This window comes from Limnobacter sp., assembly GCF_046297615.1.
GTDB lineage: Bacteria > Pseudomonadota > Gammaproteobacteria > Burkholderiales > Burkholderiaceae_B > Limnobacter.
Genome location: NZ_JBKBHM010000004.1, coordinates 1 through 16,640 on the forward strand (window position 1 = coordinate 1; position 16,640 = coordinate 16,640).

Consider the following 16,640-nt stretch of genomic DNA (forward strand, 5'->3'; position numbering starts at 1 on the left):
AGCGGGTTGATCACCGCGTCCAGGGTTTCGTTAACGCCCTGCACAATCTTGCGGAAGTCGCCTTCGTGCTGGCTGGCGTCTGCACGGGTGGACAACAGTCCATCCACCGCAGCTTTGCTCAACATGTTCGCATCCGCAATCATCTTGTTCACCGCGTCAATCGCACGGTTCAAGTTGTTCTTGATGGTGTTGAAGTCGCCGTTGTAGTTGTCCGTGATCTTTTCGGGAATGTCACCCTTGGAAATACGGTCTACGTAGTTCGCTGCCACGTTCAGTGGGCCGACGATAGAGTCGATCGTCTGGTTGACCCCTTCAATCATCTTCTTGAACATGAAGGAGAACTGACTTGTATCGGCGCGGTAGCTCAGCTCGCCCCGGGCTGCGGCCTCTGAAAGCTTCATGACCTCCACGGCGATGGATTGCAAACTGGCTTTCACCTTGTCGATGGCGGCGGTAATCTGGGCCTTCTTGCCGGGCAATCGGTCAATGTCAATGTCGAAATTACCCAGGGCAAATTGGGACACCACATCCACCACATGCATTTTCACCTTGATGTGGCTTTGAACCAGTTCATTGACCATATTGGCCATGTGCCCATAGACGCCTTGGAACTGTTGAACATTGATGATGTGGTCAATGTCACCTGCATCATGACGCTCCTTCATCTCAATCTGTGAGGCCACAAACACGTTCAGATTGCTGATCAGGGCGTTCAGGTTGTTCTTGATGTCATTGAAGTCGCCGCTGTAGTCATCGGTGATTGGCTGAGGAATGTCACCTCTGGAAATTCTTTCCACGTAATTGGCGGCCACACGCAAAGGGCTGATCACTGCGTCAAGCGCGGCGTTGATCTGACCACCCAACAACTGCAACAGGCCCGATTTGCCTTCCAGATCAATACGCCGGGTCAGAACCCCTTGTCGGATGCTCTCAACGAGATCAGTGATTTCCTGGGTGGCGGTGCGCTCTTCGGTGATATCAACCCACTCGGCCATCATGCCAAGGCGCTGACCACTGGGGTCCGCCAATTGCTGAACGCGCAGGCGGAAATCCTTGTCGCCGAACCGCAGAGTCACCTCTTTCGGGCCAGTCATCTGGCGCAAAATGTCGGCGGTTTGCTGGGGGTTTTTGTGTTATCGGTCAATCGAGCCGCCCATCATTTCTTCCAATCGGAAGTTGCCCAGGCGTTTGGTGAGTTCGGACTTGGATTCTTCCAACAGGCGGTTCGCCGACTGGTTGCAATAGTTCAATACCCGGTTGTTGTCAGCAATCATGATTTTGCTGTCCACCAGGTTCAAGGCTGCATCGCGCGTTCTCAACACCTTGATTTTTTCAGCCAGACTTTCGACAGGGGCCAACAAGGCTTCAGGGCAATCGGTGCGCCATTGGGCATCATCCTTACCGAGTTGCTCAATCAATGTTTTGAAGCGCTGCCGCTCGATTTGGGCGGCGGCTTCTTCAGCGCGCAGGCGATCCTGAATTTTCGCCAACATCGGGCGAACCATCTCAGGCATGCCTTGGATAAGTTCATCCAGGTTGCCCCCCTCACCGCTCAACAGTGAATCGACTGCATGACCCAGTCGTACAAACTGCTGATCCGATTGAAATTTAAACAGTTTCATGTGCAAGCTCCGCGACAGTAATCGGCTGAAAAACCATGCCACTAGCTTGTCACCCTTTAGGGCTAGTCCAATGCTTGAAATGAGGCAAAAAAACCCTTTTACATTTTGTCGAATACCTCCACCACAAGCCTTGAGGCTCACCAATAAAAAAAGGTGAATCTGTCCAGCACAGATTCACCTTTTGGCGGGGTCCTACTTCAACAATCACCTAGACAGCAGCAGCTTCCTCCAGCTCGCTGGGGATGTCGAAATCCAGCAGGCGTTCTACATGCAACACCAGCACGAATTCATCATCAACTTTGCCGATTCCGCGCAGGAAATCGGTGCGAATGCCAGCCCCGAACTGCGGTGGCGGGGCCACTGAATCCTCAGGAATATCCACCACGGCATTGACTGCATCCACCATGAAGCCAACCACTTGCGTCTCCTCGTTAAGCTGGCTTTCAAGGATGACGATACACGTGCGGCGATTGGCCTGAGTCACACCCTGATTGAATCGGGCACTGAGGTCCACGACAGGCACCACTGACCCCCTGAGGTTGATCACACCACTGATGCATTGCTGCATCATCGGTACTACGGTGATTCGGCCAAATTCAATGATTTCCTTGATCCGAAGAATCTCTACTGCCAGCCGCTGATCCTTGACCTGAAAAGTCAAGTACTGATGACTGGCACTGTCAGTCATCAAGGCCTGTTCAAGTTGAGCCTGTACATTCTGCATAAAAGCCTCCGCCTTCAAAATTCATCAAACTGATCGAAACCATCGGTGCGGCCAGTGGCAGCCCTAACACCGGTCGGTGCCCGGTTGACATGGCCCCTGGCTGAAGTCAACACGGTGCCGGTGTCAAAGAAACTCATTGCCTTGATCAACATACCCGCCTGGTTGCTCATTTCCTCGGCTGTGGCCGCCAATTCTTCAGACGCGGCGGCATTTTGCTGGGTCTGTTGGTTCAGGCTCATCATGGCTTGGTTGATCTGGGCGACGCCGTTGGTTTGCTCATTGCTGGCTGCGGTAATTTCCTGCACAAGGTCCGAGGTACGGTTGATGGCTGGAACCATTTCCTCGAGCAAGTCCCCTGCCCGCTCTGCCTGTTTCACACTGCTGCCGGCCAAGTCACCAATTTCCTGGGCGGCCACCTGGCTGCGTTCAGCGAGTTTTCGCACTTCGGCAGCCACCACAGCAAACCCTTTGCCATGTTCACCGGCTCGGGCCGCTTCAATGGCCGCGTTCAGCGCCAACAGGTTGGTTTGGTAAGCGATGTCATCGACGATACCGATCTTGTCCGCAATCGCCTTCATGGCATTGACGGTCTCAGTCACTGCACGCCCGCCTTCCTTGGCCTCGTCAGCGGCCTTGGTGGCAATTTGGTCAGTCACTCGGCTGTTGTCGCTGTTCTGTTTGATGGAACCGGCCATCTGCTCAATGCTGGCGCTGACCTCTTCAACCCCTGCAGCCTGGCTGCTGGCGCCCTGCGACAGGCTTTGTGAGGTTTTTGAAATCTCACGGGCGGCGTTGGTCAGCGAATCGGCATTGCCGCGCACCTCTTCAATCACATCACGAAGGCGGTCAATGGTCATGTTGACGTCGTCTTTCACTTCACCAAACAAGCCTTTGTAGTTGGCAGTGATTTTCTGGGTCATGTCCCCACGGGCCAACAACTTCAGTACACGGCCTACATCCTCAAGGCCCACTGCAGTAGTACCCAGCAGGTTGTTGACATTCAAGGCGAGCGCCTTCAAAAAGCCGTCCTTGTCGTCTTCGCGGATGCGTTCGGAGAAATCGCCTTCCGAGGCTTTACCCACAATGCCGGAGATTTCATTTTCAATGGCCACTTCAGCAGTACGGTCGCTCCATTCCACCACAGTGCCTAGGCGTTCGCCTTCTTCATTCACCACAGGGGAGGCAATCAGCCGGAAGCTGAGCTCACCGACCTTGATGGCCGTACGGAACGAGGAAGTCAAACCGGCCAACAGGTTGCGCTGGTGGGACGGATTCTTGTGGAATACGTCGATGTTGGCGCCGATCAGTTTGCGCACATTGAAGTTGGGCAGATTCTTGCGAATCATCTCTTCATTGCGCGTCAACATCGAATTCAAAGAGTTGTTCAGGTAAGTGATCACGCCATCGTTGTTGGCAATCATTACGTTGGTAGTCACCGAGTCCAGCGCAATGCGGATGGACAGGTTTTCCAGTGCCGCTTGGCGTTCCATGGCAGCGCGCTCACGTTCGCGCTGCTCAAGTTGAACTTCGGCGGTGCGGTCTTTCCACTCCACCACTGTGCCCACTCGGATGCCAGAGGCATCAAACACGGGGGTGACCAAGAGGTTGAAGTGGCGAGAGCCGATGGCCAGGTTGGTGCTGTAAGCATCGCGCAGGCGGGCCAACATGCCACGCTGATGACTGGGCACTTTGTGGAACACATCAATGTTGGCGCCCAGAATTTTTCGGGCATCGAACTGAGGCAAATCTTTCTTGATGTCGGTTTCTGCTTCCACCAGCATTTTGGCCAGTGAATTGTTGACATACACAATGTTGTAGTCTGCGTCGGCAATCATCACATTGGTGGCCACACTGTCCAAGGCCTGCACTTGCCGCTGGGCAAAAGTATTTTCAGCCTCCAGTTTTCGGAATGCATCCCGCAGCGGGGCAGACAGCGCATCACTGGCCCCTTTAAGGGTGTCTTTCTTCCAGAGCTGGTGAAGGCTTTTGGTGACATGGTCTTCAACCTGACGACTGCGTTCATTCACGCTGGCGATCATCTCGTTGATTTTGTTCACCACAGCCAGCACATCACCGCTCAACGACTGCACGGGCAGAGGTTGAACCTGGCCTTCCTGACCGGTTCGCAAGGTGGACAAAATGGTGTCCAGTTGATCAGCCAGCGTGGTGAGTTGACCGCTTTTCAGAAAATCGAATGCACCCATGTTGTAGTTTTCCTTTAACGTATAGGGTCAGGCTGGCACCACGCCCTTCGCAGGGCCAGCAGATGAAAGACAGGATGAGTTGGGGTTGTTTCGCTCAGCTTGAAGCTGGGTGGTAATTGAGCTGACCTCGGTAATCAGCTTGGGAATGTCGATGATCAAGGCCACATCACCATTGCCGCGAATTGTGGCTCCGCTGATGGCCCGGTTCACCTCGAACAGGTTGCCCAAGGGCTTGATCACGGTTTGTGATTCACCGAGCAATTGGTCGGCCACAATCCCCGCCTTGATACCGCCAAAGCTGACCACAATGATGTTTTCACGGCGCGGCCTCGGGCTGTTGCACTGAAACACTTTGCGCAAACGAACACAGGGAAGAAACTCACCCCGAAGGTCGTAATGAATGTCCATGCGGTCGTCATCGCCCAAGGCACCCGGAGGAAGTTCAAGGCACTCGCGGACAAACGACAGCGGAATCACATACACCGCACCGCCAACACCGATCATGAAACCATCGATGATGGCCAAGGTCAGGGGCAGGCGAATCTCGAACACACAGCCTTGGCCGGGCTTGGAGCGTACTTGCACAGAGCCGCGCAAGGCCTCGATGTTTTTCTTCACCACGTCCATGCCCACACCGCGGCCTGAAATGTCTGTGACCTTGTCCGCAGTGGAGAAACCCGGCGCGAAAATGAGCATGTTCACTTCCGCGTCGCTGAGAGTTTGCTCGCTGGTGATGATGCCCTTTTCAATGGCTTTGCGAACAATTTTCTCGCGCACCAAGCCACGGCCATCGTCCGACACCTCAATCACAATGTGACCACTGTCGTGGTAGGCATGCAAACCCAGTTTGCCTGTGGGCGACTTGCCTGCAGCCTGACGAACTTCCGGGGTTTCAAGGCCGTGGTCCAAGGCATTGCGGACCAAATGCATTAACGGGTCGCCAATTTTCTCGACCACCGACTTGTCCAACTCGGTGTCTTCGCCGGTGATTTCAAGCTGAATTTGCTTGCCCAGCTCCATGGAGGTGTCGCGCACCACACGCTGGAAGCGCTGGAAGGTTTCACCAATCTGCACCATGCGCAGGCCCAAGGCCCCATCGCGTATTTCCTCAATGAGGCTGGCCACCGCACTGGTGGCCTCCAACATGGAGCTGTTGTGTAATTGCTTGGCCTGTTCAACCGTGCCAGCGTTGGCAATCACCAGTTCGCCCACCAGATTGATCAGCGCATCCAACTTGTCGGACGGGACTCGAATGAAGGGGCTGCTGGCTGGAATACGGTTGCCTGTTCGGGCCTTGTTGGCCTGGGTTGAGGGCACTGGACCCGCAGCTGGAACTAGTGCAGGCGACGATGTTTCCGCAAGGGCATTGCCCAGGGGCGCGATGTCAGACTTTTCGTCGGTGTGCTGTTGCACGGGCTTAAGGTCCACACGGCTGTCTTCGGACATGAACTCGAAGGCATCGAGAATCTCTTCTCTTGTTTTTTCCGAGGTCAACTCAATCCGCAGACCCAAATAGCAGGCCTCGGGGTCCATGTCCGAGAATGGAGGCAGTTGCTCCAGCAATGGCTCAACCCGCTCAAGCACGCAGTAAGCTGACAGGTAGTTCAGGATGGGCAATGGGTCAAACCCGTCCATGAGGGTGGTTCGGCCAAGGCTCAATTCCAAGCGCCAACGTTGAGGAGTATGCTGAGCAACACTCACAGACGGGGCACTGGCAGGCTGTGAAGCTGTGGTCACTCCGTGCTCGTCCGGCAAGTAGGCCTGCAGCCTGCGGGTCAATGCCTGCTCAGGGCCAGCCAGGGAATCGTCAACCCGCTCGGGGTCTGCGCCTGCCTCAATTGAGTCTACCAGTTCAGCAATATGGTCCCGACACTCCAGCACCAGGGTACTCATGGTGGCATCGAAGACAATTTCACCATTGCGCACACGGTCCAGCACTGTTTCCAAAGTGTGTACAAAATGCGTGATCACCTGCAAGCCGAACACACCTGCACTGCCCTTGATGGTGTGCGCTGCACGGAAGGCCGCATTCAAAACATCGTGATCAGTCGGATTTTGCTCAAGCTCAAGTACATAGCTTTCGACTTCAGACAACAATTGCCGTGCTTCAGTGAAAAAGACACCACGGGCAGACGCCAGATCCAACTCAAAGGTCATGGTGGGTTTCCTCCAGCAGTCGGCCTGCATTGAGCCACGAAGTCATCCCAAGACGTTCCGCCTTGGCGGCCAGGGTTGCACTCCATCCAGTCCAATGCACCTTCAGGGACACCTCAGGGTCGTTCTGGATAGCCAGCAACAGCTGAAGCCCTGCTGTGTCCACGTCTTCACATTGGGTCAGGTCCAATACCACTTCACTGCCCAACACAATCACATTGCGGATTTGTTCGTGCAGGTGTGCACACTGAGCAATGGTCAAGCCCTCAAGCAGCAAGCGGTGGGGTTGTTCCGCACCAGCCTGCTCATTCTGCAAGGCATCGGGAGAGAGGAAATCCGTCATTGGGTTCTCCTGCGTTCGCTGTGGCTCAAGCCACCAGTTTGTTGACCGCAGCCAACATCTGTTCAGGTTTGAAAGGCTTAACCATCCAGGCTTTCAGGCCAGCGGCCTGCCCTTCCTGTTTGAGTTTGTCATCTGTCTCTGTGGTCAGCATGATGATGGGCACAAACTTGTAGTTGGCCAGTTTTTTCACCTCACGCACAAAGGTCAGACCGTCCATGTTGGGCATATTCAGGTCGCTGACAATCAGGCTGATTTTTCGACCGTCGAGTTTGGTCAACGCGTCTTTGCCATCACAGCCTTCCAGCACATCAAAGCCCTGGCTTTTCAGGGTCATGGCAACCACTTGGCGCAAGGAGGTGGAGTCATCCACGATCAATACAGTTTTGCTCATTGTTCTCTCGCTTCACCCACTACGGTGTTCAAAAAAAGGTCAAATCGTCGCTGGCTTTGGCACTGCCCTCAGACTCGGCTTGCCCATGGTTGATCCGTTCTTCCGCCATGGTGTAATTTCTTCGAAGTTCCTCAAGCAGAACCGAGGCATTCAGGAATTGGGGGCCTTGCTCCAGTTGGGTTTTGAGCACGCCAAGGCTGGTTTGTACATGGCCCAGAATCTGTGAGACTCGGTCCTGAAACTGGAAATGCACCACGGCATCATTCAGGCTGCCTGACACCCTGCGAGTGCTGGCCACAATGTCTTCGCTGACCTTTTTTAAGGGCTTGGCGGCCAAATCGAACTGCTGCACTACACGTTCCACAGTGTGCTCAGCATTCCCCAAGAGGCTTTCATCACTCGCTTGGATACGCCCGGCACCATCACTGGCATTCTTGGCGGCCTGCGAGATGGCTTGCACTCGTTCGCGAATACGCACACCCGTGTCTGCAGACAACATCGACAGCTTGCGCACCTCGTCGGCCACAATGGAAAAGCCCCGTCCGTTCTCGCCGGCGCGGGCCGCTTCAATGGCCGCATTCAAAGCCAGAAGGTTGGTTTTCGCAGCCAGCTTTTCCACCGATTCAGCCATGCGGGCCAGTTCATCGGTTGAGTTGATGAAGCCCCTCACCTCGTTCATGAGGCTGAGTTTGTCCTGCATGGAGGAACGAATCTGCGTGAGCATGTTGTCCAGCTCGCGCGACACGCTGACCGCCAATCCACCTTCGTGATGGGTCGTTCCACCAAGTACATTCACCGCTTCTGACGCTTGACTCACAATGCCATTGAGCTGCTGATGCAAGCCGCCAAAAGCTTCGGTCAAACAGACGATGCCGTCTTCCATCTGCCGGTTTGCAGTGGTGAGTTGAACGTTCAGAGTTGGCAACCAGTCACGGGACATGCTTTGAAACTGGACGGGCAGACCGCTCACACTGTCCGCATCAAAACCATCATGTACAGCACCAGACAGTGTCAGCTCGGCCTTGGCTGGTTCGGGGCGTTTACGAAGCAAGAAGCCCAGGCCGAAAGCGGCCAGTCCACTCACGGTCACACCCACCGCAGTGATCCAGTCGCTCTGGTTGATCATGACCGAAGCCGCAGCCCCTGCCGCGAGCCCCCCCGTCAACACTTGAAGAGGCCATTGGGGCCGATGTTCAACGGGTCCGTTCATGGGCCAAGGCCTCCGTTGATTGATCGCGCTCTGCAATGCCCTCCTTACACTGTTGGGCCAACTTCAACACTGGGCACCCTGGCCGCTCAGTGTTGCAGGCTGAAGACTCCAAGGCCTCATACCAACCTGATTCGAAAGCATTGACAGTCCAGCTCCACAGCCAAACCAAAGGCGAGTGCAAGCCAACAAACCACCATTGGCTTGTCAGCTTGTCAGAAGAAGAATTCCGGTGATTCACGGTTGACGCTCCACTGGTTCAAGGGCCCGTATCGGGCGTTTGAATCAGTGTCGGTCAATTAACCGCTTAGGAATTGGGGGAATAGAAGGGCAAATTCCCCCTGTATTTGTTAATCAATACAGGGGGTAAGACGACAACTTCAGGCCGCACCAGCCTTGGCTGTATCCATGGCCTGAGCCCAAAACACGTTCAAGGCCCGTGCGGTTTTGAGGGGGACCTCAACCATGGGAAGGTGGCCCACATCGTCAAACAGCACCAGTTGGGCATGGGGCACGATGGTCTGGTAAGTGAAGGCACCCGTGAAATGCACCAGCCCGTCTTCCTTGCCCCACATGATCAGCGTTGGCTTGGTATTGGCCGCCATGCCAGGCAATTCTGTGCTGGGTGGGTTGATCAGCATTTGGTGAAACAGGTGACGGTTCACGTGGCGACGGTGAATCAGATCGCGGGCCATGATGGGCGCCAAGGCCAGGGCAATGGCCCGGTTGTGAATGGCCAAACGCATCAAGCCATGGGCACCGGCCAGGCTTTCCACAATCATGGGGTTGCGTCCACGGGTCAGGCCCAGTTCAAACCGGGTGTGGCCCACACCTTTGCCCCCGGCCGGGTTCATCAGGCAAGCGGACAAAAAGAGGTCTGGGTGGCGGCCAGCCATTAGGGCGGTGATCAAGCCGCCGACAGAGTTGCCCACCACATGGGCCGGTTGCCCCACGTGCATTGCAATCCATTGCGCCACCCGGCTGACCTGCTCATCCAGGCTATAAGACAGATTGGCGTTGAATTCGCTTTCACCCCAACCGGGCAAATCCAGAATAAACAAGCGGTGGGTTTTTACCAAAAAGGGAACCAGTGACAGCCAGTTTTCCTTGTTGGAGGCAAAGCCGTGCAACAACACGACCGGAGCACCATGGCCCACACCGCCTTCCAGCCACACCAGCTTGTGGTCGCCCACACGGGCGCTGCGGCGCTTCAGGCCGGACACCCCGCTGTGCAGGTGATTGATGAGGTGGACTGTGGACTTGGGCCGCCATTGACGGATTTTCAGGCCATGCGGTGGCCGGGCATTGAGCAGGTACTTGGGGCCGACATCTTCCAAGAACGCACGTTCCAGATGATGCTGCACGCCAGACCACTGTGACTGATTCATCGAACTGCCCATCTACAACTCCTCACTGCCGACCTGAATTTGGTCAAACGTTTGTTTGGTTACATCAATGTATCATTGAGCGATGTAAAGGTAGTGATGTTGCAGTGCGTTCGTCAACCACTATTTTCCGAAGGTTTTCCCTAATTTGTGTAAGCCCCGTGACAGGGTGCGCGATTGGCCTTAGTTGCCGTAAGGCAGCAGGCCTTGCGCGACGATTTGATAGGCTGCGTCGCCCAGCTCATTGCTCACCCGCTGGGTGCGCAGCTCGCCCCACACCCAGTAAGGCTGCATGGACCCAATGGCCGGTTCAGGCTTGGCCAGTTTCACATGGATGATTTGATTGGCTGGCGGAGGCGGCGTGTGAATACAAGCCCCGAAATAAGGCACCAGAAGAAACTCGGACACGCCTTTGTCGCTTTGCTCCACAGGAATGGCAAACCCAGGAATACTCACTTTGCGACCATTCATGGTCGGGTTGATGGGGGCTTCATTCCACGCTTTGCGCATGGCGTTCAAGGCCTCTTGGGCTTTGGGGTCGTTATCCTTGAGGTCAGCGAAGTTCATGCCCCGAAACGCAGACATTGGGTCCCATTTCTCGGGAATCAGCGCATCCCATTCCACACTCTTGAACGCAGCGTCGATGCTGGGGGGCGGGTTTATTGCCCCGGTATTACCCTCGCCCACTTGCTGACCCACTTGGTAGTTGGGGTCGGTGTTGGGTACATCGCCCCTGGACAGGGCTGCCAGCGCTTTGTCCAGCTCCGGGCTGGCGCTGCTGGTTTTGCTGGAAAAGCCGCCGATCATCCAGGTGGTGACACCGTACCCCAGGGCCATCAGCAAAACGCCGATCACAATCTGTTTGATCATTTCTTTGTTGTTCATCCCTCACACTCCGCCCGCACCGGGGCTCAAACCATCTTGTAATTGTCGTCGATAAGCCAGCCACGCGGGCAGCAAACCCAAGAGAAGCCCTGTGGCCAAAAAGCCAGCCAGCATCCACCACGCCAGGTGCAACTGGGCAAAGCCCACCCACTGTACGCCCGCCCAACCTTGCACCCAAGGAGCTGTTGCGGTGGTCAAGCCCAGCGTGAGCAGTATCCCACCCCCCAAGCCGGTCAGCATCACCAAAGCCACCTCCATCTGCAACAGCGCCACAATCAGGCCAGGCCCGGCACCCACTGAGCGCAACACGGCGAGTTCACGGCGGCGCTGCCCCAAGGTCACCAGCATCACGCTGGTCAACCCCAGCACACTGACCATCGCCACCAGGGCAGAAACCCCCGCCAACAGCCGCTCCATTTGGCCCACCGTGTCCCACAGGGTGGACAGGGCTACACCCGGCAGCAGTGCTGTCAATGAAAAATCAGGGTGGTTCTCAAGGCTGCGCTGAACCCGAAATACCAGGGCCCGGCTTTTCAACGACACCAAGGCGGCTGTCACTGATTTGGGCTGCACGTCAAAACGAGTCGACAGCTCTGCGGGTATGGCAGCCCCTTTCACGGGCACACCCGCTGCCCAATCCAAATGAATGGCGTCCATGCCTTGCAGGCTGATGTGCACACTTCGGTCTACAGGGGTGCCAGTGGGGGCCAGTACGCCTGCGACCTGAAAAGGCTTGTCGGCATGGCTGAGCCCTTCCAGGCTCACGCCGTGGGTCAAGGCCAATGAATCGCCCAAGCCGAGGTTCAAACGCCGGGCCACTTCAGAACCTACTACCGCATCAAACAGGGCGCCGGCGGGCATACCGGGCTTGTAATCTGAAAACGCCTGGCCTTTGGCGAAACTCAGCCCTTGCCCCTGACCAAACCGAAAAGCCTCAAAATAAACTGCTTCAGTGCCCACCACCGGAAACCCCTGGAAGGAATCGCCCAAGGCAATCGGAATAACCGAGGCCACCCGAGGGTCTTTGCGCAGTTCGGTGATCACCTCGACCGGCATGTTGGGCGCTGCCTCGCCCAGCCTGAACACGCTGTATAGCAACAAGGACACACCACTGTTTTGGGCCCCTACTATCAAGTCGGTGCCCGACACTGCATTGGCAAAACTGCTGCGGGTACTTTGGCGGATCAGGTCCAGCCCCAGAAACAACACGGTGCTGGTGGCAATGCTCAACACCAGCAAGGCTAGGCTGCCACGGCGCGACCAAGCGCTGCGCCACGCCAATTGGGCAATCAGCCTCATGCGGCACCCCCGGCCTGCCACAGGCTCATGGCTTGAGCCCGGTCAAAGGCCTGCCTCAAACGCTGGTCGTGGCTGACAAACACCACCGCTGTGCCCTGCTGGCGGGCCTGCTGCAACAGCAGGTCCATGAAACGGCTTTGGTGTCCTTCATCCAGTGCACTGGTGGGCTCGTCGGCCAAAATCAGTGCGGGTGAACCAATCAAGGCTCGGGCCAAGGCCACCCGTTGTTGTTGACCTACCGACAATCGTGATGCCAGCCTGCCCGCGTATTCCGCCATGCCCAAACGGCCCAGCAGGGCCAAAGTGGCTTGTTCTACACTGCCATGGGCTTGCTCGGCGGCCAAACGGCGTTGATTGGAAAACCGGCAGGGCAATTCCACATTGGCCCGTACAGTCAGGTAACCCAGCAAATTGAACTGCTGGAACACAAACCCCATGTGATTGACCCGCAATTGGTCACAAGCCCTTCCGCTCAACCCCTCAAGGGCATGGCCACACACAGCGATCTGCCCTGAATCTGGCCGCAATACCCCAGCCAGCAGGTTCAGCACGGTGCTTTTGCCACTGCCACTCTCGCCGTGGAGGAACAGCGTTTCCCCGGGGTTTAAGCGCAAGCTTTGGATACACCAGCCCCGTGGATTGGCCGAGTAGGCAAACCGAAGGTCTTGAACCTCAAGTACGGCAGGGCCTGTCATTGGGACAATGCGCTCAGCGCAGCTTGAAAATTGGGTTGGATGGGGTCAAGCGGGCACCCGCCTGGCGGCCGTCCAGCACCAACTGAGCACGCAGTTCGGTGAACCTGGGGAACTGTTTGAACAGTTTGACTTCCAGGGCCTCCAGTGCCTTGGGGTTGTCGCATTCAAACTCCCAACGCATCCAGAATTCGGCATGTCCGTCATCACTGGGTTCGTCGCCCTGGCTTGGGTTGAGTTCAGCCGAATTCAAGACAGCGTCTACCATCTTGCAGCCCGCCTGCGGGTTGAACTGCACATTGTTGTCACTTCTCAGGTTGCTTACCGCCCGTTTGGCCAACAGCTTCTCAGCCTGAGTTTTGGGCGTGCGTTCAAAACCCAACAGGTTGAACAACGGCGACTCAAGGCTGACGGACACGCGGTTGCCCTGCCCCAGCACGTCAAGCTGAGCAACGCCATGCACATGGGCATCGTGGTTGTGTTGGTGTTTGTGTTTGGCGCCCGAATGGGCCAATGCTGAACCGGCGAATGCCGTCAACAGAACAAAAAGAGCCTTGCGGTGTGTCGTCATCGTCTTCTGCACGTTCATGGCCTGGGCACAAGCCCAAACCGAGTTGACCGTGAAGAAGCGATGAGGTTCCCGCAAGGGGAGACTTCTAACGCTTCTTCACCCCCGCTTATGGTAACAGGGGCAACTTGCCTACAATGGGCAACCCTCCGCTGGATTGCTGCGCAGCCTGACAGGCGTCCGCATTTTTGTAGGAACTGTCCACCACGGTGTTGATCCACTGGGTGATCAAGGCCACCGCCTCTTCCTGCACCACACTGCGGCCAATCGGTGGCATTTTGGCGGCCAAGGTCGTAGCCTCAGGCCCGATGCGATAAGGCACGATGGAGTCATTGGCCACACCGGGGTGGATGTCATACAGGCGGTTTCCACGGCCTTCCGAGCCACTGGCTGTGGGCTTTTTGCAGATACCGAAGGTGCTGTCCACCGCGCGGAACACATCGACATAGAAGCCCGTGTTGGACGCCTGCCCATTCTCGTTGTGGCAGTGGGCACAGTTCACTTCAAGGTAAGCCCTGGCCCGGCTTTCAATGTCCGCCTTGGAGTTGGCTGCAAACCCTGAATCGCCCGGCTTGTCAAACTTGGGAATGTGATTCACGTTTTTGGCCACTTGCCGGTCATCCAGATTGAAGCTGCTTGGGCAACCGGTCATCAAACCGGTATCGCACATGAACTTCAACTGGTTCTTGCCCGTCACTGGGTGCTGTGCCTGGCCGGTCGCCAAGGGCGACTCGTTCAAGTACGCCCGGTTCATGTTGCGTGGCTTGGGCCCGATGGGTGAAGAACCCGGCTCCTTGTCGTTGTTGGCGTGGCAGATCACGCATTGGCTGTTGTTGGGGAACAGGTAAGCGTTGGTCGAACCCTTGAGCCTGCGGCCAGAGTCCACATCCACATAGTCCCAAGACGCAGTGCCCAAGCCGCCGGCCTGGTTCAAGCTGGCTTTGCGCTTGCCATCACCGGTGTCTTGCCACATGTACTCCAGCGACTCCCAATACACCTGTCCATCGGTACGCTGGCGTTTAATCAACAAACGGGTCTCCATGGGCGTTTCCCGTTTGGCGGGCTGGTCCACAAAGGTGAAGGTTTTGGCGATGATGGTGCCTACCGGGAATTCAATGGTCGAGGTAACGCGGCGGCTTTCATCGGCCAGGAAACGCGCGCTCTTGCCATTCGGAATGAAAATAACCCGGTGCTTGATGGAGTAATCGGTGAACAGCTTGCTGTTCAACACGTACGGCATACCCTGCCCGTTCGGCTTGCTGGTCGGGTCCTGCGCATTGTCAAACAGGTTGTATTGCGCCAAGTCAGGGCAATTCACCGCATACGCAGCCTCGTTCACCACACCCGCTTTCAAGGGCACCTCACACAGCGCCTTCACAGCCTCAGCAGAAGGTTCTGCCGCAAACTGGCCACTGGGTTTGAAGGGTTCAAATTCAAAGTCCGGCAGGCGTGGCAGGTCAGCCCCATAGGCGGTTGCACAGTCATGCGGTTTGAGGTCAAAACTTGACGGGAACAAAGGAATGCCCGAAGCAATCGAGCTGATGTATTCCACAGACAGGTTCTTGGTCGGGTCATTGGTGTTCAGGTTGACCAAGGCGTCAAGCCCACGGGTGCCGTGGAAATTGGCAAAGGCCTGGCTGTCCGTGCCGAACTTGTTGTTGGGGTTGATACAACTGAACCACCAGGCTGGCACCTTGCGCTTGCCCGCAGCGTCAAATTTGTAGGCGTTGTAACGGCAGTCCGGGTTGGGGTTGCTGTTGCCCTGCACGGGTTTGCCATCGGCATCCACCGCCACAGGCTTGCCGTTTTTGTCCAGCGGCAGCTTGCAGTTCTTGTTCTGCTTGTCCTGGTAACCATCCCACACCACGTGGGCACCCCTGTAACCACCACCGCCAGCTGCGCTCTTCAAGCCCACAATCATGGGGAACGCACTGCTGATCTGCGCACCCTGGGTGGCCAGGATGGTGGCGAAATCGGGCTGTGGCAAGTCATTCCCGTTGTTGGTGAAGGTGTTGTTGAAAATATTGACGGCTTCGGAATACACGTCCATGCGGCGGTCGCCCGGGTCACCCAGCATGTCGTAGCTGGTCAGGATGATCCCTGCGGTGCCGTTGTTCTCGAACACGTTGTCATAAATGTCGATTTTGTCGTAGGCCAGGGTAATCAGGCCAGAACCCCGGGGCACGTTGGCCACAATCGAACCGGGCACCGCAAAGTTGTAGGTATTGTTGTTGCGGGCAATGTTCTTGTACACGCGCGAACGGGAACCATACTGAGTCAGGTTGTCCAGGTCGTATACCAAGAAGCCGCCGGAGTTGCACTCGGCCACGTTCTCGGAATACTCGCCGTCCTGCACGTTTTCAATCTCGAAGCCGAACACGTTGAAAGCCGCACGGCTTTTGCGGATTTTCGCAATGTTGGTCTGGCCCACATAAATGCCGGCGTCGGACGCACCAATCGACTCTGACTCTTCCACCAAAATATTGCGGGACTGCACCGGGTAAATGCCATAGCGGCCCGAGGCCGTGGACACGGTGTAGTCTGGGGAGGTGTGGTCACGCTCCAGAGGGTTGGGGTTGCTCGGGTTGTGGCGCGCTGGGTCGGTACACTTCACCTTCACGGCCTGTTTGAAGTTGGCTGCGGTAATCGGTACTTCCTGAGGCGTTTTGCGGCCACTACTCCAAATGGCGCGGACACGGATCAATTTGCCGTGGTTCACCCCCTTCATTTTGAACGCGTCACCGGGCGAATCGCCCACGGTGAGGTCTTTCACCGTCACACCCATCACGTTGGAGGCCAAAAAGCCCTCTTGGGCCACACTGTCCCGGAACGAGAGGAAAGTCTCGTTAATGCCGCAACCCTCGATGGTCACGTCCTCCGTGGCAGTGATTGAAATACCGTCTTTCAGGTCGAAAAAGCCGCAATCAAAGCGCAAAACGTCTTTGGGCTTGAGCTGAACCATGGCGCTGGTCATCTCTTTGGTGGCGTTGGGCCCGGGCTTGATCAGAAAAACCCGGCCATTGGATTCGGCTGGGGTGACTACCCCGCCCCCACCACTGTCGGTGACCGAGCCAGACGCGGAGTCTCCTCCGGACGACAGACACCCGTGCAAAAGGGCCATCATCAGGGCCAGCGAGCCGACCTTCAGCGCATTCCTATTCAGCAT

General features: G+C 56.3%; 14 protein-coding genes. All 14 read right to left on the minus strand.

Translation table 11 applies throughout. The annotated features are described in order from the left end of the window. Window positions 1-1,094: HAMP domain-containing protein (locus tag ACK4FF_RS09335; protein ID WP_409707906.1), on the minus strand; the 1,094-nt coding region annotated here is incomplete at its 3' end. Window positions 1,095-1,133: 39 nt separating this feature from the next. Next, window positions 1,134-1,622, minus strand: a complete 489-nt coding sequence (locus ACK4FF_RS09340; protein ID WP_409707909.1) for a hypothetical protein — start codon at window positions 1,620-1,622, stop codon at window positions 1,134-1,136. Window positions 1,623-1,830: 208 nt separating this feature from the next. After that, window positions 1,831-2,346, minus strand: coding sequence for a chemotaxis protein CheW (locus ACK4FF_RS09345; protein ID WP_409707912.1), 516 nt, complete (start codon window positions 2,344-2,346; stop codon window positions 1,831-1,833). Between the two features lie 14 nt (window positions 2,347-2,360). Then, window positions 2,361-4,550, minus strand: a complete 2,190-nt coding sequence (locus ACK4FF_RS09350) for a methyl-accepting chemotaxis protein (protein ID WP_409707915.1) — start codon at window positions 4,548-4,550, stop codon at window positions 2,361-2,363. 27 nt (window positions 4,551-4,577) lie between these two features. After that, a complete protein-coding gene (locus tag ACK4FF_RS09355; protein ID WP_409707918.1) occupies window positions 4,578-6,707 on the minus strand; it encodes a chemotaxis protein CheA in 2,130 nt (709 codons plus the stop codon). After that, on the minus strand, window positions 6,697-7,047 hold the full coding sequence (locus tag ACK4FF_RS09360) for a lipid asymmetry maintenance protein MlaB (protein ID WP_409707921.1): 351 nt from the start codon (window positions 7,045-7,047) through the stop codon (window positions 6,697-6,699). Before ACK4FF_RS09360 ends, ACK4FF_RS09355 begins: the two co-directional genes overlap by 11 nt. Window positions 7,048-7,072: 25 nt before the next feature. Further along, on the minus strand, window positions 7,073-7,438 hold the full coding sequence (locus ACK4FF_RS09365; RefSeq protein ID WP_409707924.1) for a response regulator: 366 nt from the start codon (window positions 7,436-7,438) through the stop codon (window positions 7,073-7,075). Between the two features lie 28 nt (window positions 7,439-7,466). Continuing rightward, window positions 7,467-8,648: a methyl-accepting chemotaxis protein gene (locus ACK4FF_RS09370; protein ID WP_409707927.1), complete on the minus strand. Its 1,182-nt coding sequence runs from the start codon at window positions 8,646-8,648 to the stop codon at window positions 7,467-7,469. A gap of 377 nt (window positions 8,649-9,025) precedes the next feature. Then, entirely contained in the window at window positions 9,026-10,033 is a 1,008-nt protein-coding gene (locus ACK4FF_RS09375; protein ID WP_409707930.1) for an alpha/beta fold hydrolase, read from the minus strand. Between the two features lie 180 nt (window positions 10,034-10,213). Beyond that, window positions 10,214-10,915: a DUF3299 domain-containing protein gene (locus ACK4FF_RS09380; protein WP_409707933.1), complete on the minus strand. Its 702-nt coding sequence runs from the start codon at window positions 10,913-10,915 to the stop codon at window positions 10,214-10,216. Window positions 10,916-10,918: 3 nt separating this feature from the next. After that, a complete protein-coding gene (locus ACK4FF_RS09385; RefSeq protein ID WP_409707936.1) occupies window positions 10,919-12,214 on the minus strand; it encodes an ABC transporter permease in 1,296 nt (431 codons plus the stop codon). Next, complete coding sequence (locus ACK4FF_RS09390; protein WP_409707939.1) at window positions 12,211-12,909, minus strand: ABC transporter ATP-binding protein; 699 nt, start codon at window positions 12,907-12,909, stop codon at window positions 12,211-12,213. The genes ACK4FF_RS09385 and ACK4FF_RS09390 overlap by 4 nt, the downstream gene beginning before the upstream one ends. 13 nt (window positions 12,910-12,922) lie before the next feature. Continuing rightward, entirely contained in the window at window positions 12,923-13,477 is a 555-nt protein-coding gene (locus ACK4FF_RS09395) for a DUF2796 domain-containing protein (RefSeq protein WP_409707942.1), read from the minus strand. Window positions 13,478-13,583: 106 nt separating this feature from the next. Beyond that, window positions 13,584-16,640: a parallel beta-helix domain-containing protein gene (locus tag ACK4FF_RS09400; protein ID WP_409707945.1), complete on the minus strand. Its 3,057-nt coding sequence runs from the start codon at window positions 16,638-16,640 to the stop codon at window positions 13,584-13,586.